This is a genomic window from Streptomyces sp. NBC_00016 (assembly GCF_045040885.1).
Classification (GTDB): Bacteria; Actinomycetota; Actinomycetes; order Streptomycetales; family Streptomycetaceae; genus Streptomyces; species Streptomyces coriariae.
This window is the reverse complement of sequence record NZ_CP108304.1, coordinates 8,483,000-8,503,128: the sequence shown is the minus strand read 5'-3', so window position 1 is coordinate 8,503,128 and position 20,129 is coordinate 8,483,000. Positions and strand designations below refer to the sequence as shown.

The 20,129-nt window shown below is 73.7% G+C and carries 12 protein-coding genes; 6 read left to right on the top strand and 6 right to left on the bottom strand.

Annotated elements, in window-relative coordinates; translation table 11 throughout:
* Window positions 1-11 precede the first annotated feature (11 nt).
* Window positions 12-1,412 carry a cytochrome P450 gene (locus tag OG933_RS37715; protein ID WP_362521017.1) on the bottom strand — a complete coding sequence of 467 codons (1,401 nt, stop codon included), beginning with the start codon at window positions 1,410-1,412 and terminating at the stop codon, window positions 12-14.
* Window positions 1,413-1,791: 379 nt separating this feature from the next.
* Between OG933_RS37715 and OG933_RS37710 the strand changes: the two genes are divergently transcribed.
* The 6 genes from OG933_RS37710 (at window position 1,792) to OG933_RS37685 (ending at window position 12,345) form a co-directional block, all read left to right on the top strand.
* Entirely contained in the window at window positions 1,792-3,405 is a 1,614-nt protein-coding gene (locus tag OG933_RS37710) for an acyl-CoA carboxylase subunit beta (protein WP_405631440.1), read from the top strand.
* A gap of 67 nt (window positions 3,406-3,472) precedes the next feature.
* Window positions 3,473-5,218, top strand: a complete 1,746-nt coding sequence (locus OG933_RS37705) for a fatty acyl-AMP ligase (RefSeq protein WP_405631438.1) — start codon at window positions 3,473-3,475, stop codon at window positions 5,216-5,218.
* Window positions 5,215-9,249, top strand: a complete 4,035-nt coding sequence (locus OG933_RS37700) for an acyltransferase domain-containing protein (protein WP_405631437.1) — start codon at window positions 5,215-5,217, stop codon at window positions 9,247-9,249. The genes OG933_RS37705 and OG933_RS37700 overlap by 4 nt, the downstream gene beginning before the upstream one ends.
* 9 nt (window positions 9,250-9,258) lie before the next feature.
* A complete protein-coding gene (locus OG933_RS37695; protein WP_405631434.1) occupies window positions 9,259-10,203 on the top strand; it encodes an alpha/beta hydrolase in 945 nt (314 codons plus the stop codon).
* A 122-nt stretch (window positions 10,204-10,325) separates the two neighbouring features.
* Window positions 10,326-11,534: a PucR family transcriptional regulator gene (locus OG933_RS37690; protein ID WP_405631431.1), complete on the top strand. Its 1,209-nt coding sequence runs from the start codon at window positions 10,326-10,328 to the stop codon at window positions 11,532-11,534.
* A 169-nt stretch (window positions 11,535-11,703) separates the two neighbouring features.
* Window positions 11,704-12,345 carry a cutinase family protein gene (locus OG933_RS37685; protein ID WP_362521002.1) on the top strand — a complete coding sequence of 214 codons (642 nt, stop codon included), beginning with the start codon at window positions 11,704-11,706 and terminating at the stop codon, window positions 12,343-12,345.
* Between the two features lie 75 nt (window positions 12,346-12,420).
* On the opposite strand, the gene OG933_RS37680 is transcribed toward OG933_RS37685, so the two are convergent.
* From OG933_RS37680 to OG933_RS37660, 5 genes are all read right to left on the bottom strand, one after another.
* Window positions 12,421-14,142 (bottom strand): hypothetical protein, encoded by a 1,722-nt coding sequence (locus OG933_RS37680; RefSeq protein ID WP_362520999.1) that lies wholly within the window; start codon window positions 14,140-14,142, stop codon window positions 12,421-12,423.
* Between the two features lie 118 nt (window positions 14,143-14,260).
* On the bottom strand, window positions 14,261-14,701 hold the full coding sequence (locus OG933_RS37675) for an OsmC family protein (RefSeq protein ID WP_405631428.1): 441 nt from the start codon (window positions 14,699-14,701) through the stop codon (window positions 14,261-14,263).
* Window positions 14,702-14,823: 122 nt separating this feature from the next.
* Window positions 14,824-16,239, bottom strand: a complete 1,416-nt coding sequence (locus OG933_RS37670; RefSeq protein ID WP_405631425.1) for a DEAD/DEAH box helicase — start codon at window positions 16,237-16,239, stop codon at window positions 14,824-14,826.
* 191 nt (window positions 16,240-16,430) lie between these two features.
* Entirely contained in the window at window positions 16,431-16,634 is a 204-nt protein-coding gene (locus OG933_RS37665) for a cold-shock protein (protein WP_020125862.1), read from the bottom strand.
* A 270-nt stretch (window positions 16,635-16,904) separates the two neighbouring features.
* Window positions 16,905-19,925 (bottom strand): AAA family ATPase, encoded by a 3,021-nt coding sequence (locus OG933_RS37660; RefSeq protein ID WP_405631424.1) that lies wholly within the window; start codon window positions 19,923-19,925, stop codon window positions 16,905-16,907.
* Window positions 19,926-20,129: the final 204 nt, after the last annotated feature.

Sequence of the window (20,129 nt, the reverse complement as noted above, 5' to 3'; positions counted from 1 at the left end):
CTGTTCCGGGGTCAGCGGCCCACGCCGATCAGGCCCGTCAGATAGCGCCACAGCGACGAGCGCTGCCGGACGGCCGGATCGGGCAGTCCGATGCCGGACGGTTCCTCGGCGGGGGCCTGCGAGGACGGCGGCTCCGGCGGCGTGGCCAGTTCGTACCGCACGGGCAGCGAGCGCAGGCCGCGCATGAAGGGCGAGGAACGCCAGGGGAGCTGATCGGCGGGGAGGGCGAGGTCCAGGTGGGTGAACCGCTCGAACAGCCGGCCCACGCCGACCGCCGCGACCGTCGACGCGAGCTCACGCGCCGGGCACTGGCGAGGGCCCGCGCCCCAGGCCAGGTGCGCCCGGGTGCTGACCGTGGTGCCCGACTCCACGTGGTCGGCGAAGAGCGGGTCGGCGTGCGCCGCCGCGGAGGAGACCCACACCGGGTCGCCGGCCCGGATCGTGTAGTTCCCGAGCCGGGTGTCCTCGGCCGCGAAGCGCGGCACGAAGTTCACCAGCGGCGGCTTGCGCATGACCACCCGGTTCATGCTCTCCCTGACCATCCCGGCGGACAGGCTGGCCCGTACGCCGCCCTCACCCGAGATGACCTCGACCACGGTGTTGGAGATGAGGATGCCGACATGGTCGGAGGTCATGCCCAGCAGCATGAACAACTCGCGGGCGAGCTGGTCGAGCGAGAGGTCGGGATGCGCGGCCAGCAGGTACGAGGGGAAGTCCTCCCCCGGCTTCTCCAGCTTGCCCGCCGCCAGTTCGGCCAGCGCGGCCAGCAGCCGTTCCAGGGCGGGTTCCGCGTCCGGACCCGCGTCCAGTACCCGCCACATGTCCATCAGCGCGTCGTCGCCCTGCGAACCGGGGAAGCCGAGCAGATGGCTGGCCACCATCAGCGGCAGCGGCCGGGAGAACTGGGCGGACAGGTCCGCCCAGCCCGTGCCGCCGGCCTGCCCCACCAGGCTGATCAGTTCGTCGGCGTAGGCGCCGACGGCCGTCTTCAGCCGCTTGGCCTGCGGGTGACGCGGGTCCTGGAACGGCTTGAGGGCCGCGTCCCACGCCGTGCGCAGCGGCCGGTAACCGGGGCCGCCCTGGATCAGCACATGGTTGACCTCGAGGGACGGTCCGAGCGGCCAGTCGGCCGGCACCCTGCCCTCCGAGCGGGCCCGCCACTTCTCCAGCCCCTTGGGCCACCCGGCGTCGTCCTGGAGCACCTCGAGCGACTCGCGGTAGCCCAGGACCAGCCAGGCGGGCACTCCCAGCAGGTCGACCGGCGCGACCGGACCGTGCTGTTGCCTGAGCCGCTCGTACACCAGCGAGGGGCGCGTCTCGTAGTCCCGGGTCAGCAGCGGCTGCGGACTCATCGTCTCCAGCCGCGCGCCGTCCAGGTCCACGGATCCGCCGTCACCCACCTGCGATTCCATCGCTCTGCCGCCCTCCGACACTCCCCGTACCGGCGCGTCGTCATTCGGTAGCCGGAACCGGTCGGACCCTATCCCAGGACCCGCCCCGGGTGAACGACGGGGGCACTGCGACCCGCGCGATCCCGGGACCGCTTCCCCGAGCGCGGCCACCACCTCAACTCGGATAATCCGCCGCGTGGTTGACGCCGCCACTGCCGTACCGCGCGAGCGTCCCGGCGACGGCGGCCTTGTCACGCCAGGACGAACCCGCGTCCCCGAGGACTCAACTCACGCAAACAGAACGGTGATCCCTCCGGTTCGCTCCCCATCGCTGCCATATTCGAGAACCACTTCGGAGGTGGCTGTGACGCGAGAGGCGACAACATCCCTGGCTACGGCGATGACGACTACGGCTACGGCTACGGCTACGGCGAAAGACACAGCGACGACGACGGCGACGAGCGCGGCGGACCGGACCGCCGACCGGACCGCCGACCGGACCGCCGACCGCATCGCCGACCTGGCACGCCGTCAGGCACAGGCGGTGGTGCCGGGCACGCCCAGGAGAGCAGGGGCCCTCGGTGCGCGGGAGCGGATCGAACGCCTGCTGGACGAGGGCTCCTTCACGGAGACCGGCGGGTTCGTCCGGGCGCGGGCCACGGGGGACGGTGCCCGCCGGCCCTACGGCGACGGGGTCGTCACCGGGTACGGCACGGTCGACGGACGGCCGGTCTGTGTGTTCGCCCAGGACTCCACGGTCTTCGGCGGCAGCATGGGCGAAGCCTTCGGTGAGAAGACCGTGGCCCTCATGGACCTGGCGCTGAAGACCGGTTGTCCGGTCGTCGGGCTCAACGACTCCGGCGGCGCCCGGATCCAGGAGGGTGTCTCCTCGCTCGCCCTCTACGCCGAGCTGGTGCGCCGCAACGTGCGGGCGTCCGGGGTCATCCCGCAGATCTCGGTCGTCCTGGGGCCCTGCGCGGGCGGCGCCGCGTACTCGCCGGCCATCACGGACTTCACCGTGATGGTGGACGGTGTCTCGCACATGTTCGTCACCGGGCCCGACGTCATCGAGGCCGTCACCGGCGAGCGCACCACCGCCGAGGAACTGGGCGGTGCCCGCGCCAGCAACTCCGTCAACGGCAACGCCCACTTCCTGGCCGCCGACGAGGAGGACGCCCTCGACACCGTGCGCGACCTGCTGTCCTACCTGCCCGCCAACAACCTCGGGCGGCCACCGCAGTACGCATCCGTGCCCGCCGCCGACGGAGCCCGGCTCGACACGCTGGTCCCCGACCGGACCGGCCAGGCCTACGACATGCGCGACCTCCTGCACACGGTCGTGGACGACGGCGAACTGCTGCAGGTGCAGGAGCTGTTCGCGCCGAACATCATCTGCGCCCTGGCCCGGGTCGAGGGCGCCACCGTCGGAATCGTCGCCAACCAGCCGATGCACGCGGCCGGCGTCCTGGACATCGACGCCTCCGAGAAGGCCGCGCGGTTCGTGCGGTTCTGCGACGCGTTCGGCATCCCCCTGCTCACCTTCGCCGACGTGCCCGGCTATCTCTCCGGTGTCAGCCAGGAACAGGCCGGCATCATCCGGCGCGGCGCCAAGCTGCTGTACGCCTACGCCGAGGCGACGGTCCCGAAGATCACGGTGGTGGTGCGCAAGGCGTACGGGGGCGGCTACGCGGTGATGGGTTCCAAGCACCTGGGCGCCGACCTCAACCTCGCCTGGCCCACCGCCCGTATCGCCGTCATGGGCGCGGAGGGCGCCGTCGGCGTGCTGCACCGGCGCGAACTCGCCACGGCCGACGACCCCGAGGCGCTGCGCGCCCGTCTCGTCGCCGCGTACGAGGCCACCCACGGGACGCCCTACCCCGCCGCCGAACGCGGGTACGTCGACGCCGTCATCGCCCCGCGCGACACCCGCGCGCACCTGTGCCGTGCCCTGCGCGCGCTGCGCGGAAAGCGCGCCCCGATGCCGGAGCGCCGGCACGGCAACATCCCGCTCTGATCGCCCGATCCGCCAGCCCGACCCCAGCCGACCCCAGCCGACCCCGCGCCGTGAGGAGCCACGCCCCATGGACAGCCGCCCCCCGCTCGCGCCCGCGTACCGGACTCTGCCCGAGTACCTGCGGCACTGGGCCGAAACCGCCCCCGACCGCCGGGCGTTCACCTTCGTCGACCACCCCGCCCCGCACTCGCGGGGCGTGCACCGCACGCTGACCTGGCGGAGTCTGGACGGCCGCGTGCGGGCGCTCGCCGCCCGGCTCGCCGAGCAGGCCGAGCCCGGGGCGCGGGTGGCGCTGCTGTGCCCGCAGGGAACGGAGTACGTCACCGGTTTCCTCGCGGCGCTGGCCGCCGGGCTGGTCGCCGTACCGCTGTATCCGCCCGGCCTGCCCGGGCACGGGGACCGGCTCACCGGGGTGCTGGCCGACGCGCGGCCCGCGGTCGTGGTGACCACGAGCCGGGCCATGGCGGAGGTCGCGGACCTCTGCGCGGGTGCGCAGGTGCCGGTCGTCGCCGTGGACCGGATCCCCGACACCGCCACCCGGGACCGGCTGTTGGCCGCGCCGGACCCCGGGGCGACCGCCTACCTCCAGTACACCTCCGGATCCACCCGGGCTCCGGCGGGTGTGGAGATCACCCACGCCAACGTGGTCGCCAACGCCCGCCAGGCGCTGACCGCCTACGGCGCCGACGCGGCCCCGGTGACCTGCGTGGGCTGGCTGCCGCTCTACCACGACATGGGGCTCGTGCTGAGCGTCGCCGCTCCTGTCGTCCAGGGGCGTCCGTCGGTGCTCATGGACCCGGCCGCGTTCCTGCACGAGCCGGCCCGCTGGCTGCGGCTCCTCGCCGCGCATCCGCGCGCGCTGAGCGCCGCGCCCAACTTCGCCTACGACTACTGCGTCTGCGCCGTCTCCGACGCGCAGAAGGCGGAGCTGCGCCTCGACGGTGTCGCCGCGTTGATCAACGGCAGTGAACCGGTGCGGCCCGGCACCGCCGACCGCTTCCACGCGGCGTTCGCCGCCCAGGGGCTGGCCGCGGACGTCCACTGTCCGTCGTACGGGCTCGCCGAGGCCACCGTCTTCGTGAGCGCCGCCCGGCCCGGTGAGCCGCTGCGCCGGTTCGCCCTCGACCGGGACGCCCTCGCCGCCGGCAAGGCCCTGCCCGCGCGGCCCGACGACGCCGACGCCGTGCAGCTGGCGGGCTGTGGCACCCCGGCGGGCCAGCAGCTCCGCGTCGTCGATCCCGTCTCCCGCGACTCGCTCTCCGAGGGGGAGGTCGGCGAGATCTGGGTGCGGGGCCCCAACGTGGGGCGCGGTTACTGGAACAACGAGGCCCAGAGCCGCCGTGTCTTCGGTGCCCGGCCGGCCGGCGCCCCGGGCGGCTGGCTGCGCACCGGCGACCTGGGGACGGTGCTGGACGGACAGCTGGTCGTCACCGGCCGGCTGAAGGACCTCATCGTCGTCGACGGCCGCAACCACTACCCGCAGGACGTGGAGGCCACCGTCCAGGACGCGCATCCGGCGGTGCGGCGCGACCGGCTCGCCGCCTTCGCAATCCCGGGCGACGCGGTCGACGCGGGCGAGCGGGTGGTCGTGGTGGCCGAGCACGCGCGGGCCATCCCGCTCGCCGGGATCGACGTACCGGGCCTGGTCCGGGCCGTGCGCGCGGCCGTGTCCGCCCGGCACGGCCTGCGGCTCGCCGACGTCGTGCTCGTCGCTCCCGGCGCCGTACCCCGGACGTCGAGCGGAAAGGTCGCGCGGTCCCTGACCCGGGCCCGGTACCTGGAGGGCGCCTTCGGGGCGGGGACCGCGCGGTGAGCGCCGTCGACGAGGGCGCGCTGCGCCGCCTGATCGCGGAACGGGTCGCCGCCCGGATCGGCACCGGCGACGACGTACCGATGGACCGGCCGCTGGCCGACCTCGGGATGTCCTCGCGGGACGCCGTGGGCCTGGCCGGGGAACTCTCCCGGCTGACGGGGCGCGAGCTGCCGGCGACGCTGCTCTGGTCGGCGCCCACGCTGGAAGCGCTGGTGGCGCAGCTGCGCGGTCCGGCCGAGCGGCCCCTCCCCGCGACGCATCCGGCCCCTCCCCCGGCCGCGCTCGACGAGCCCGTCGCGGTCATCGGGGTCGGGTGCCGGCTGCCCGGTGGGGTGCGCGGCCCGGCCGACTACTGGCGGCTGCTGGGCGACGAGAGCGACGCGATCGGGCCGGTCCCGGCGGACCGTTGGCGGGACTTCACCGCCTTCCCGCCCGCCGACGCGCCCGCGAGCGGCGGCTACCTCGACGACATCGCCGGGTTCGACGCCGACTTCTTTCGCATCACACCGCGCGAGGCCACGGTGATGGATCCTCAGCAGCGGATGCTCCTGGAGGTCGTCCACGAGACGCTCGACCACGCCGCCGTCCCGGCCGCCGCCCTCGCCGGCACGGCCACCGGTGTCTTCGTCGGCGTCTGTGCCACCGAGTACGGCCAGCTCACCGGCGCCCGAGCGGCCGCCGTCGATCCGTGGGCCCCGGCGGGCGCGGCGCTCGGTGTGACCGCGGGCCGGCTGGCGTACGTCCTGGACACCCGCGGGCCGAGCATGGCCGTCGACACCGCCTGTTCGTCCTCGCTCGTGGCCGTGCACCACGCCTGCGTCAGCCTGCGCACCGGCGAGAGCGACCTGGCGATCGCCGCCGGGGTCAACCTGCTGCTGTCGCCCGTCGTCGGCGTCGCCTTCGCGCGGGCGGGCGCCCTCGCGCCGGACGGCCGCTGCAAGCCGTTCTCCACGGCGGCCGACGGGATCGGGCGTGGTGAGGGGTGCGCGGCCGTGCTTTTGAAACGACTGTCCGACGCCGAGCGCGACGGTGATCGCGTCCTCGCGGTCGTCCGGGCCACCGCCGTGAACTCCGACGGCCGCTCGAACGGTCTCCTCGCCCCCAATCCGGCTGCCCAGCACGACCTGTTGAGCACCGCCTACGCGCGGGCCGGGCTGGCCCCCGCGCAGATCGACTACGTCGAGGCGCACGGCACCGGCACCCCGCTCGGCGACCCGATCGAGGCGGGCGCGCTCGGCAGGGTGCTGGGCCCGGGCCGCGACCCCGACCAGCCGCTGCTGCTCGGCTCCGTCAAGGGCAACCTCGGGCACCTGGAGTCCGCGGCGGGCATCGCGGGCCTGGTGAAGACGGTCCTCGCCCTGCATCACGACCGCATTCCGCCGTCGCTGCACTGCGCGCACGGCAGCGCCCTGGGGGATGTAAGCCTGCGGGTGGTGACCGAGCCCGAGCCGTGGCCCCGCTACGGCGGCACGGCCACCGCCGGGGTGTCGGCCTTCGGGTTCGGCGGTACCAACGCCCATGCCGTACTGGAGGAACGGCGGGCCGACGCGCTGCCGCCGCCCCCGGCCGAGGAGCCGGCCGCCCGGCTGCATCTGCTGTCCGATATCGACACCGAGCGGGTCCGGGACACCGCGGCCCGGCTCGCCGGCTGGCTCCGCACGCCCGGGGGCCGCGCCGCCCGTCCGGCCGACGTGGCCCGTACGCTCGCCGGCCGCACCGGGCGCGGACCGGTACGCGCCGCCGTCGTCGCCCATGACCGGGAGGAACTGGCCGACTCCCTGGACGCGTTGGCGCACGGCCGGCCGCACGCGCGGGTGCTGACCGGCGACCGCGACCGGATCGGGCCCGGCCCGGTGTGGGTGTTCTCCGGGTACGGCAGCCAGTGGCCCGGCATGGGGCGCCGGCTGCTGGCCGAGGAACCCGCCTTCGCCGCCGCCGTGGAGAAGCTCGACCCGCGGCTCGCCGTCGCATGCGGCTTCTCGCTCCACGACAAGCTGGCCTCCGGAGCGGCGCTCGACCGCGTGGAGATCGCCCAACCCGTGCTGTTCGGAATCCAGTTGGCACTCGCCGAGTTGTGGCGCTCGTACGGCGCCGAACCGGCGGCCGTGATCGGTCACTCCATGGGTGAGGTGGCTGCCGCCGTCTGCGCGGGCGCGCTGGACGTCTCGGACGGGGCCCGGGTCGTCGCGGTACGGGCCCGGCTGCTGAGCGGGCTGCACGGCGGCGCGATGGCCGTCGTCGACCTGGAGGACGGCGAACTGGCCGACCTGGAGCGCGACTTCCCGGGTGTCCAGGTCGCCGTCCACTCCTCGCCCCGGCAGAAGGTCGTCACCGGGGACGAGGGCGCGGTCACCCGGCTCGTGCGCCGGCTCGCGGAGCGGGGCCGCGCCGCCCGGGCCATGCGGGTCGTCGGCGCCGGCCACTCGCCCCAGGTGGACCCGCTGCTGCCGGAACTGACCGAAGCCCTCGCCGACGTCCGGGGCAGGTCCGCGCGCGTCCCGGTCTACTCCACCGTCCTCGACGACCCGCGCGGCGACTGCCGGTTCGACGCCGCCCACTGGGCCGCCAATCTGCGCCGTCCCGTGCGCCTGGACCGGGCCCTCGCGGCGGCCGCCGCCGACGGCCACACCGCCTTCGTCGAGATCTCGCCGCATCCGGTCCTGGCCCGGCCGGTGACCGACACGATGCCCGGCGCCCTCGCGGTGGGCACCCTGCGCCGCGACGCGGACGGCTGCGCCGGGTTCCTCTCCGAGCTGGGCGCCCTGTACGCGGCCGGCCTGCCCCTGCCGCGGCCGCCCGGCCGGGTCGTCGACGTACCCGCACCGCGCTGGCGGCACACGCGGTACTGGTGGACGGACGGGCGGGCCGCCGTCGCGGCGGCGGCAGTGGCCGCGGGGCGCTGGGCCGAGCCCGCCGCACCGGGTGAGCAGGCCGACGGCCCGGTCTCGGTCGCCGCCCGCCTCAGCCACCACATCGCCGCCGTCACCGGCCACTCGGCGGCCCGCGTCACGCCTGCCACGGCGCTGGCCGAGCTCGGCCTGGACTCGCTGATGGCGGTCCGTATCCGCACCGCCCTGGAACGGGAGTTCCGGGTCGACCTGCCGCTGCGCGACCTGCTCGGAGCCGCCACCGTCGACGAGGTGGCCGACCGCATCCGGCAGGCCCTTCCCGCGCCGGAAGCGGCCGGGGACGAGACGGAGGTGCCCGCTCCGCTGCGGCCCCTGCGCACCGCCGGTTCCCGGCCGCCGCTGTTCCTGTTCCACGCCGCCGGCGGCCGCGCCGACGTCTACCGCGCACTCGCCGAACGGCTCGGGGACGACCGTCCGGTGCACGGGCTGGACCGGCTGGAGGACGCCCGTACCGTGCCGGAGAAGGCACGCCGCTACGCCGAGGCGATCACCGCGGCCCATCCCGACGGGCCTCTGCTGCTGGGCGGTTGGTCCTTCGGCGGCTTCCTCGCCCAGGAGACGGCCCGGCAGCTCACCGCCGCCGGACGGGCCGTGCCGCTGGTCGTGCTCATCGACTCGGTGCGGCCCCTTCTGCGACCCGACCGTACGCAGGCCGACCGGCTCCGCGCGCACTTCACGGGCTTCGCCCGGCACGTCGCCGACGCCTACGGCGTGTCGCTGCGGCTGCCGTACGACGAACTCGCGGCGATGGACGACGACCGCGAGCGCATCGACCTCGTGCTGCGGACCCTGCGCGGCGCCGTCGGGGTACCGGACGCCGCGCTGGAGCACCAACGTGCCTCCTACCTGGACCTGAGGGTCGGCGAGGCCCATCGGCCGGGCCGCCACGACGGCCGCGTGGTCCTGTACCGGGCCACCGAGCCGGCCCCGCACACCGTGCGCGACCCGGCGTACGAACGGGACGACGAGACCCTCGGCTGGGACGAGGTGTGCCCGCGTCTGACGGTCGTACCGGTCCCGGGGCACCACCTCTCGCTGCTCGACCCTCCGCACGTCGACGAGATCGCCGCCCATCTGGGGCGGCTGCTCGCCACGCCGAGCGGACCCGCTGAACCGGACTGAGGAGCCGCCATGCCGCAGCACACCGCCCGACCGTCCCGCCGCGCCGTCACCAGGGCCGCGGCGGCCAGCGGCCTGGCCGCCCTGTTCGGCGCGACCGCCGCCGAGGGACGCGCCCGGGCCGCGACCCGGCTGGGGCCGCGCACCTTCGACGTGTCCGTGTCCTCCCCCGCGCTGGGCCGCAGCGCGCCGGTCCGGCTGATCCTGCCGTCGGACTTCGACGCCCGGCCCACCCGGAGCTATCCCGTCCTGTATCTCCTGCACGGCGCCCACGACGACTACACGTCCTGGACCCGGGAGACCGACATCGAGGCCTTCACCGAGGGCCGCGACCTGATCGTGGTCATGCCGGACGCGGGCCCCACGGGCATCCCCACCGCGTGGCGCGGCGGACCCGACTACGAGACCTTCCAGCTCCAGGAGGTCCCGGCGCTGCTGGCCCGCGACTACCGGGCGTCCGGCGTGCGGGCCGTCGCCGGGGTATCCACCGGTGGCTACGGCGCGATGGCGCACGCGGCCCGCCACCCGGGCACGTTCACCGCCGCGGCCTCCTACAGCGGCATCCTCGACACCACCGCCCCCGGCGTGCCCGCCCTCCTGGACGCCATCGTGGCCCGCGAGAACCTGGCCCCGCACTCACTCTGGGGCAGTCCGCTCCTCAACGCCCTGACCTGGCGCGACTTCAATCCGCGCGCCCGGGCCGCCGGGCTGCGCGGCACTCCCCTGTACGTCTCCAGCGGCAGCGGGGTGGTCGGCGGCATCGGCGACTGGCTGCCCGAGGCGCTGGAGAGCACCCTGTGGCCCTCCGCACACGCCTTCACCGATTTCCTCAGGCTCCTCGGCATTGCGGCCACCACCCACTACTACGCGGGAGGAGGACACAGCTGGACGTACTGGAAGCGGGAGTTCACCGCCTCGTGGCCGATGCTCGCCGGTGCGCTGGGGGTGCCGGAGTGATGTCGGTGCAGCCGGGGCACGGAACGGAGCGCAGGGGACGTCCGTCCAACACAGGACGTCCCCCTCGTCCCACGGGCAACGGTGCGTGGGCGAGCCGCCTCCGGGCGAAAGGAGTGTCCGTCGTGGCTGTCCCCACCCCGCGCGGCGTGCCCACCGACCCCGGGACCGTTTCGGTTCCGCCCGACCTGGCCGAGTTGCTGCGTGCCCGGCTGGAGGACGTCGCCGCCGAGGTGCAGGAGGAGGTCCGCCGGCAGGTCCCCGAGTACGCGCGGCCTGCCGACGGGATCTACGGCCGCAATCTCCGGGCCGGAGTGGTGCAGGCGCTCACGCTGTTCGTCGACCACATCGCCGACCCGCGCGGCCAGGGAGCCGCCATCGCCGCGACGTACTACGAACTCGGGCGCGGCGAGGCCCTCGAGGGCCGCAGTCTGGACGCGTTGCAGTCCGCGTTACGGGTGGGCGGGCTGCACGCCTGGCGGCTGCTGGGCCGTACGGCGGAGGAACTCGGGCTGGACTCCACGGTCGTGGCCACCCTCGGCGAGCTGGCGTTCCGGACCGTGCACGAGGTCGCGGAGGCGGCCGCCGCGGGCTACGCGGAGGCACGGTCGCACAGCACGGACGAGCTGGAGCGGCGCCGCCGGCGTCTGCTCGACCTGCTGCTGGGCGACGGGCCGGTGTCCCCGGAGGCGTTGCAGGACCTGGCGCACGGCGCACGCTGGCGGGTGCCTTCGCAGGTCGCCGTCGTCACGCTGGCGGCCACCGCGGACCCGCAGGCGGCGGACGGGCCACCGGCGATGCCCGGGGCGCTGACGGACATGGGGTCACGGCCGCCGCGCGTGCTGGTGCCGGACCCGGAGGGCTCCGGGCGGTTCGGCGGCCGGTCGTTCCTGCTGGGTCTCCAGGGCCGTCCGGCGGCGATCGGCCCGACGGTCCCCGTCACCGAGGCCGCGCAGTCGCTGCGCTGGGCCACGCGGGCCCTGGGGCTGATGGGCCGCGGGATCCTGCCCCGGCAGGGCGTGGTGCGGTGCGCGGACCACCTGTCGACCCTGCTGCTGCACAGTGACGAGCCGCTGCTCGCCCATCTGCGGACGCGGGCCCTCGCGCCCCTCGACGCCGCTTCCGAGGGCCAGCGGGCCCGGCTGGCCGAGACCCTGCTGGCCTGGCTGCTCAGCGGCAGCAACGTGCCCGATGTCGCCGCCCGGCTCCACATCCATCCGCAGACGGTCCGCTACCGCCTGCGCCAGCTGGAGAAGCTCTTCGGCGACGCCCTGCACGACCCCGGCGCCCGCCTGGATCTGATCCTCGCCCTGCGCTCCGCGCAGCACTCCTGACGGACACCGGCACCGCGCCGCACCGCATGGACCCGGTCCACTCACCGCGGAACAAAAACAAGCGGAATTTATGAATTCCCGTCCATAACACCCGGCAAGGAAACGCGAATACCTTCGGGACTGTCCTTTTCACCAGGCGCTGCACGCGCCCCACCCGCAAAGGATCCCCATGCGTATCCGCTTGTGTCTCGCCGCGCTCTCACTCGTCGGCGGGGCTGGAATCGCCACTCTCACGGCACCCACCGCATCCGCCGCCACCTGCTCGGACATCGACGTCGTGGCCGCTCGCGGCACCTTCGAGCCGGGCACGCTCGGTCTGATCGTCGGCGATCCGGTGCTCTCCGCACTCCAGAGGAAACTGACGGGCAAAACCCTGTCCAGCTATGCGGTGAACTATCCCGCGGACCTTTCCCTGACATCGGCAGCGCAGGGAAACGCGGATCTGGTGAACCACGTCAAGGCGCAGGCGACGGCCTGCCCGAATCAGCGTTATATTCTCGTCGGGTATTCACAGGGCGCGAATGTCGTCGACAATTCCATCGGCATCAGCAGCGCGGGGGCGGTGGTCGGCAGCCCCATCGTCGCGACCCTCCCGGCGGCGGTCGAGCCGAAGGTCGCCGCGGTCCTGCTGTTCGGCAACCCGATCCGGGCCCTCGGCAAGAGCGTCACCGGCACCTACCAGAGCCGCACCATCGACTTCTGCGCCACCGGTGACCCCGTCTGCGAGAACGGCGGCGACGACGTACTGGCGCATCTCGGCTACACCGCCGACGCCACCGCGGCGGCCACGTTCGCCGCCGGCAAGGTCTGACCGTACCGGCACACCGGCGCACGGCAGGGCCCGGGAGGAGATCCTCCCGGGCCCTTCGGACGGGTGACGCGACGGCTAGCGGGGAGTGCGGGCGAACGCCGCGAGAGCGCCGGACACGGGTTCGGGCAGCCCGTTGTTCTGCACCGGCGCCGCGGTCAGCACGTCGAGGTGCTGGTAGCCGGGGGCGACGACCGGGTGCAGGTCGGCCGGGATGCGGCCCGCGAGCAGTCCGTCGCCCGCGAGCACCGTGAGCGTCGGACGGGCCGTCAGCCCGGTCGGATGAACGACGAGCTGCTTCACCTGAGGTGATGTGGCCAGCTGGATGTCGGTCACCAGTTTGGTCGGGAAGTACTGCTCGGTGAAGTCGAGCGGCTGCTCCGCCAGGCTGCGGGCCAGCTCCTGGAGGTCGGTGACCTCCTTGCCCGCGTCGGTGAACGGCGTACCGTCGGCCGACCGGTACCCGGGGTCGTCGGCGTCGCCGACCCGGTCGTAGTCGCGCCAGGTGTACAGCGGCCCGTGCGGCTGCGCGGGGATGGCCTTGTACCCGACGCCGAACAACTGCGACGGCTGCGTGCCGCCGTTGGCCACGGGGAAGCTCTTGTCCGTGACCGGCCCGCCGTCGAAGAAGCCCACGCTGCTCTGGAGGAACGCCAGCGGTACGGAGTTGTCGTCCATCAGGGCGCCGAGCACCGTGGCGTTGGTGAGCCGGAAGTCCTTCACCCCGGGGGAGCCGGTGAGGAAGGCGGCGGCGTCCTTCGAGAACAGGAAGCGGTTGGTGGCCTCGATGTTGACGCCGGACGGCAGGTAGGCCGGCAGGTCCGCCTCACCGTCCGGGTCGCGCACCGCGCCCAGGCCGGCGATGGCGAGCAGCGTCATGGTCTCCGGGTTGAGCAGCACCGGCGCGGACAGCGAGCGCGGCAGCAGCCCGGTGTCGAGTCCCGCCTGCACCGCCGCGTAGCCGAGCCCGACGTCCGGCAGGTCGGTGTCGTCGGGCAGGCTGCCGCTCAGGTCGGCCAGCGAGGTGGAGATCGTCGTGTCGAGCGCGAAGTAGCCGGCGCACTGGTTCTGTCCCGCGTCCGCCAGGGTGGTGGGATCGCCGTCGAAGTCGGCCGCCGCGAAGTACCCGGTGACGACCCCGCCCAGCGAGTGTCCGCCGCACAGCACCTTGCTCCGGCGCAGGCCCTGGTCGGGCAGTTCGTGGACCAGCAGGTCGTATTCGTCCCGTACGGTCTGTTCGAGGCCGAGCTTCGCCATCCACCCGAGCCGGTTGTCGTCGACGAAGCCGCCGAAGACCCGGCCGTCGACCGGCTTGGCCCGGTAGTAGTAGTCGACGGCGGTGTGCTGGTCGCCGGAGGCGATGCCGGTGCGGTCCTCCAGGCAGTTGGAGCGCCGGTCCAGGGCCCAGAACTCGATGTGCCGCCCCTGCGCGGCGGCCTTCGCGACGGTGCTCCGGGCGACGCTGTCGAAGGCTCCGGCACCCTCCAGGATGCCCGGCTGGGCCACCAGGATCCGGTCGGCGTCGGCCGACGCCGCCGGTCCTTCGGCGGAGCGGTAGCGCAGATACGACAGCTGGTCGCAGGCCGCCGGCCGGTCCCCGAAGGACCTCGGCAACGGCACCTTCACCCGTACCGACGACTCGGTCACGCCGTCGGCCGGGTGGGTCGACGGCACGGGCGTCTCGGTCCGTGCGCCGTCTCCCCGGGCGTCCGGGGCGGCCGCGGTGAGCGCCCCCGTGGTCAGCAGCACCGCAAGTACCGCGCCGCGCCACGTCCTTCCTCTGCTACGACTCGTCTTCATAGCCGGACGGTAGGGCCGTGGAGCGCGGGTGCTCCGGAAGTGCTCACAACAACGCAGCACGCGACGGCACGCTTGTCACCGGCCCGCAGAGAACGAGTCGGCGGTGTCGCGGCGCGGGTCAGGCGTCCGTCACGGTCACGGTGACGGGAGTGCCGATCTCGATGGTGCGGCTGACGGTGCACTGCCGGTCGTGGGAGATCGCGACCGCCCGGGGCAGGATCGCGCGGGCCCGGTCGCCGGAGGCGCCTTCGGGGAAGCCGACGGTGAAGGTGACCGCGAGGTCGGTCATCCGGTTGCCGAACTCGTCGCCGACCTTTTCGCCGGTCACGGTGACGGTGAACCCGGTGGGCTCGACGTGCCTCCCGGTGGCCGCGTCGACATCGGCGGCGGTGCAGCCGCCGATGGCCGCGAGCAGGAGTTCGACCGGGGTGAAGTCGGTGCCGCCGTCGGAATCGGAGCGGGTACCGAAGCCGATCGTGCCACCGCGGACGTTCGTCGCGGTGAACCGGCCGGCGCCGGTCCGCTCGATGGTGACGAGGCGCTGGGAGTCTTCGCTCATGCCGACGACATTAGTGCCGCGCCACCGGCACGCCACACGGGCAGAACCCCGTCCCGGTACCGTCTCGCCCCGCCGGGTGGCAGGGGCCGGGCGGGCCCGAGGGGGCGGCGGCCCGGCGCGGACTAGGCGCCCCGGCGCACCCGGGCGGCCGCTCGGGCCTCGGCGGCCTGGCGGGCATCGGCGGCCTTGCGGGACTCGCCACCGCGGCCGGGCCGCCCCGGGCGGGTGCCCATACCGCGGAAGGGGGCGCCGCCGCGCGCCGGACGCTCCCCGGCGGCCGGCCCGTTGCCGCCGATGGGCACGCCGGAGGGAGCCTGGGCGCCGGTGATGCGGCTCAGCTCGGCCTCGCCGGAGCGGATCGGTGTGATCTGCGCCCTGATGCCCGCGTCGGACAGCAGTCGGGCCATGTCCCGGCGCTGGCTGTGCGTGACCAGCGTGACGACACTGCCGGACTCCCCGGCGCGTGCCGTACGGCCGCCGCGGTGCAGGTAGTCCTTGTGGTCGGCGGGCGGGTCGACGTTGACGACCAGGTCGAGGTTGTCGATGTGGATGCCGCGGGCCGCCACGTTGGTCGCCACCAGCACCGTGACGCGGCCGTCCTTGAACTGGGCCAGCGTGTGGTTGCGCTGGGGCTGCGACTTGCCGCCGTGCAGTGCGGCGGCCCTGACGCCACTGCCCAGCAGGTGCCGGGTGAACTGGTCGACGGCGTGCTTGGTGTCCAGGAACATGAGCACGCGCCCCTCGCGGGCGGCGATCTCGGTGGCGGTGGCGTACTTGTCGGCGCCGTGCACCTGGAGGACGTGGTGCTCCATCGTGGTGACCGCGCCCGCCGACGGGTCGACCGAGTGGACCACCGGGTCGTGGAGGTAGCGACGGACCAGGAGGTCGATGTTGCTGTCGAGCGTGGCCGAGAACAGCATGCGCTGGCCGTCGGGGCGAACCTGGTCGAGCAGCTCGGTGACCTGCGGCATGAAGCCCATGTCGGCCATCTGGTCGGCCTCGTCGAGGACGGTGATGTCCACCCGGTCCAGGCGGCAGTCCTTGCGCTCGACGAGATCCGTGAGACGGCCCGGCGTCGCGACGACCACCTCTGCCCCGGCCCGCAGCGCGCCGGACTGCCTGCCGATCGACATGCCGCCGACCACGGTGGCCAGCCGCAGCTTCAGCAGCCGGGCGTACGGGGTGAGCGCGTCGCTCACCTGTTGGGCCAGCTCGCGGGTGGGGACGAGGACCAGGGCCAGCGGCTTGCGCGGCTCGGCACGTCGGCCGGCCGTGCGCACCAGGAGCGCCAGGCCGAAGGCGAGCGTCTTGCCCGAGCCGGTGCGGCCGCGGCCCAGGACATCGCGGCCCGCGAGCGAGTTCGGCAGCGTGGCGGCCTGGATCGGGAACGGCTCGGTCAGGCCGTGCCCGGCGAGCAGCTCCAGCAACTCGGCGGGCATGTCCAGTTCACCGAAGGTCGCGGCGGCGGGGAGTGCGGGGGTGACGGTGACCGGGAGCGCGAACTCGGAACGGTCATTCGTGCGAGCTGAACGGTTCAACGGAGAACCTTCCTCGAGGGGCACGCATCGAGGAATTCCCGGCAGGAGTGGCAATGAGCCGGATGAATTGCAAGCACGAGCCGAAAATGAGACTGAAAGAATTCCATGAGAATCTTCGGAATCCCCGAAAAGCAGCAAGCTGGGGCCCGCACCACGTGGTGCGGGCCCCAGCTGCCTCATACGCTTTCGCGTCAGGCAGGCGTGATGTTCTCCGCCTGCGGGCCCTTCTGGCCCTGCGTGACGTCGAAGTTCACCTTCTGGCCTTCCTGAAGCTCACGGAAGCCCTGGGTGGCGATGTTCGAGTAGTGAGCGAAAACGTCGGGGCCGCCGCCGTCCTGCTCGATGAAACCGAATCCCTTTTCCGAGTTGAACCACTTGACGGTGCCAGTAGCCATGTCACATCTCCTTCGGGGCAGTGCCCAGAGGTCCACACCGTGTGGACCCATGCGTTGCCACAATGAACCCCGTCCGGATAAGCACCGGAGATACAAAAATGCCCGGCGACAGACAGTCGCCGAGGCACTTGAAGTTTCGGGAACCACAACTGCAACTGGCTTGAAGCCTAGCACGGTACATACAACCGCACTACCTTTCGCCCACGCGACACCGGATCGGGCGCGCAAGCCTGTACGAAGTCAAATACACGCGAAAGGTTAATTTTCAGATTACACAAGGTGCGCCGCAGACGAACTCGACCATGGCCCGGGCGCGAGCCGGCGGTCCGGCCGGCCGGTGAGCACGGCCGTGACCACCTCGGTGCGGGACCGCAGTCCGGTGCGTGCGAACAGCCGGGACAGCCGGTTGGCCACCGCGTCCTCACTGAGCCGCAGCACGGTGGCGATCTGGCGGTTGGTGAGCCCTTCGGCGATCAGGGTCGCGAGCAGCCGCTCGTTCTCGGCGGTGGCCCGGGCGCGTCCCGGGACGGTGATCCCGGCCTCCCGCATGGCGGCCCTGGTACGGAAGCGCGCCAGCGCGGAGCCGGTCATCCCGAACAGTTCGTACGCCTCGTGCAGCAGCGTGGGCGGCCCCGCGCCGGCATCGGCCGCGGCGACGAGTGTGAGCGCCGTCTCGAACGGCTGGCTGCGCGAGCGTGCCAGCTCCACCGCCTCCCGCAGGCCGTCCCGGGCGGTGCCGGGAGAGTCCTGCCGCAGCACGCGGGCCGACGCGAGCAGAAACCTCAGCCTCGTCCGTCCGCCGCCCGTCCGGTCGGAGATCCGCTCCAGGCGTTCCAGACAGGTCAGCGCCTCGCCGGTGTGTCCCGTTTCCGCGTGCACCTCGGCGAGGGCGGCCCACAGTTCGTCGACGCCGGCGACATGTCCGTGGGCGTCCGCCGCGTCCAGGCCGCGCCGCAGCGTCTTCTCGGCCCCGTTCGGATCACCGAGGGCCCGCTGCACCTCGGCCTCGACAGCGTCCAGCGAGTACTCCGGACGGCCCTCGCCCCGGTCGCGCACGCTGTCGAGGAGGCGGCGGGCGCTGGTGATGCGGCCCCGGGCCAGGAGAATTTCCGCGGTGCGGGCGGGAATCAGACAGCCGTCCGCCGCGGGCGTGTGGATCCGGTTGTTCGCCAGCATCCAGCGGGCCGGCTCCAACGCCTCGTCCCAGCGCCCCTGGAGGTGGCGCCGGAGGAACACGCTGTGCGGCTGCAGCCGGTCGGGGGTCAGCCCCTGTGCGGCCAACAGGTCTTCCGCCGCGTCGAGGTCCCGGCCGCTGAGCAGCTCGTCGAACATCGTGGTGGCCAACGCGTACACGTGCTCGGCACCGAGGTTCGGGGCCTCGGAGAGGGCCAGCGCGCGTCTGAACCGCTCCGGCCGGCCCAGCACCATCTCCGCCACGGCCCGGAAGTACTCGGGCTTCACCCGGCCCCGGACATCGGTGGCCCACACCTCCTCCGTCCGGGCCAGCAGGTGCAGCGCCTCCTGCCACCTCGCCAGCCCGCACAGGGCCAGCGCCCGGCCGGTCACCGCGACCAGGCCCGGCAGCCGCAGTTCGTCCCACCACTCCGCCGTGGCCAGCCGGGACAGCGCCCGCCAGTCCGCGTCGTTGGCGGTCGCCGCCGTGAAGAGGTTCGCGGTGTCCTGCAGCGCATGAGCGCCCAGCACGTCCGCCCGGTCGCGCAGGATCGACTCGGCGATGGTCCGCGCGGTCCGGTAGTCCCCCGCCTGATAGGCGGCCTTGGCGTAGCGCTGAAGGGCCGGGACGCGGTCCTCGGGCCGCTCGACGAGGTTGCCGACCGCCCGGCACCACCGGAGCACTCCCCTGCCCTCGGAGTCGGGGTGCAGCCGCTTCGCGGCGGCCGTCAACTCCTGTACCGCACGGTCGCGGTCGACGAGGTGCCCGGCTTCCGCGACCCGGTCCGCCAGGTAGGCCACCGCGTCCGCCTCGTCGGACAGCGCCACCACCGGTGGCTCCGCCTGGTACGCGATGCCCGCCGCGTCGCGGTCCGCCCACACCGCCTCCACCGCCGTGGCGGACAGCCGACTGCGTTCCAGCGGCCCCAGCCGCTCGCGGACGGCGTGCGCCGTCAGCGCGACGGCGAACGTCCATCCGCCTGTCCCGGCGCCGTCGAACCCGGGCCTGACGTCGACGATCTCCGCGTCGATCAGTTCGCGGATCGCGTCGCCGACCGTCTCGGCGGACAGTCCGGTCGCCGCGGGGATCAGCTGCGCGGCCCGCCCGCCGAGCGGCCACAGGATGCTCAGTGCCCCGGCCACCACGCGGCACGGCTCACTCAGCGCGTCGAGCGCTCCGACGAACCGGTCACCGTCCGGCAGCACCGGCGTCGGTGTCCGCACCCCGATGAAGGCGTGACCGTCGGCCACCCGGATCGCCCCTTCCCGCGTCCATCCGGTGAGCAGGGCGTCGATCGCGCCGGGGACCCCGTGCGTCAACTCCCGTATCCGCCGGGACAGACCGCTGTCGGGTGTCGCCCGCAACCGCCGTGCCACCGCCGCCGCCGTCTCGTCCGGCCCGAGACGGGACAGCACGATCGTGTGCGCCCACGGCACGTCTGCCTGCTGTTCCAGGGCGCCGGCAGCACCAGGGCGCGGTGGCGTCCGGCCCTTGCCGTCCGCGGCGCCGCGGGCATCGGGTGCCGCCTCGTGCCCGTTGCGGCATCGGGCGCTCCGCTCACCGCGTCCCACCGCGGAGGCCAGCAGCCGGACCGGGGACGGCACGCGCGCGAAGTCGGTCCCGCGGAGCACGGCCAGCGAATCCGCATCGGCCAGGTGGAGGTCGTCCAACTCCACGACCACGGGCGCGGACCGCGCCAGAGCGGCGCGCAGCAGTGCGGCCATCGCGGTCCCGTCGCGCCGCTCGGCCGCGTGCAGCGCCTCGGTCACCGGCTTCGCCGCGCGCTGGTGTGCCGTGCCCGAGAGGTGTTCCTCCAGCGCCATGACCAGCCGTAGCGCGAGCAGCAGCGGCCGTGCGTCGTCGCCCGGCACGCAGCCCACCGCGAGCACGGGCGTCCCTTCGGCGCGCAGCCGTTCGCCGAGTGCGTGCAGGAACGCGCTGCGCCCGGCTCCCCGTTCACCCCGGACGAGCACCAGGCGCGGTCCGGCCGGATCCCCGAGGCGGCCTCGGACCTCGTCCGACTCCCGCTCGCGGCCGACCGGGCAGCCGGCCGTGCGGTCGAGGCTCGCGGCCGTGCCCCCGTGGACCAGCCAGGGGCTTTCGGACGGAGCAGTCATGGTCCACCGCGTTCTCTTCGACGACATGTGCGAGGCGGGTGGCACCGGACCCGGCCGCGTGACGCGTCTCCGGCGGCCCCGCGGCCGGGCCGTCAACACTGCGAACCATTATGGCCATTTCCGTATGATCATGTCCTGTCGGGCAGGGGGCTCCGAAAGCACCGTGCCGCGAACGTTCCTGCTCCGGTCGGCCGTTCATACGCG

Bases quoted from the DNA above. Each gene is read 5' to 3' on its own strand.
- OG933_RS37680 (WP_362520999.1), bottom strand. From the start codon at position 14,142: ATGAAGACGAGTCGTAGCAGAGGAAGGACGTGGCGCGGCGCGGTACTT.
- OG933_RS37705 (WP_405631438.1), top strand. From the start codon at position 3,473: ATGGACAGCCGCCCCCCGCTCGCGCCCGCGTACCGGACTCTGCCCGAG.
- OG933_RS37675 (WP_405631428.1), bottom strand. From the start codon at position 14,701: ATGAGCGAAGACTCCCAGCGCCTCGTCACCATCGAGCGGACCGGCGCC.
- OG933_RS37660 (WP_405631424.1), bottom strand. From the start codon at position 19,925: ATGACTGCTCCGTCCGAAAGCCCCTGGCTGGTCCACGGGGGCACGGCC.
- OG933_RS37715 (WP_362521017.1), bottom strand. From the start codon at position 1,412: ATGGAATCGCAGGTGGGTGACGGCGGATCCGTGGACCTGGACGGCGCG.
- OG933_RS37685 (WP_362521002.1), top strand. From the start codon at position 11,704: ATGCGTATCCGCTTGTGTCTCGCCGCGCTCTCACTCGTCGGCGGGGCT.
- OG933_RS37710 (WP_405631440.1), top strand. From the start codon at position 1,792: ATGACGACTACGGCTACGGCTACGGCTACGGCGAAAGACACAGCGACG.
- OG933_RS37665 (WP_020125862.1), bottom strand. From the start codon at position 16,634: ATGGCTACTGGCACCGTCAAGTGGTTCAACTCGGAAAAGGGATTCGGT.
- OG933_RS37695 (WP_405631434.1), top strand. From the start codon at position 9,259: ATGCCGCAGCACACCGCCCGACCGTCCCGCCGCGCCGTCACCAGGGCC.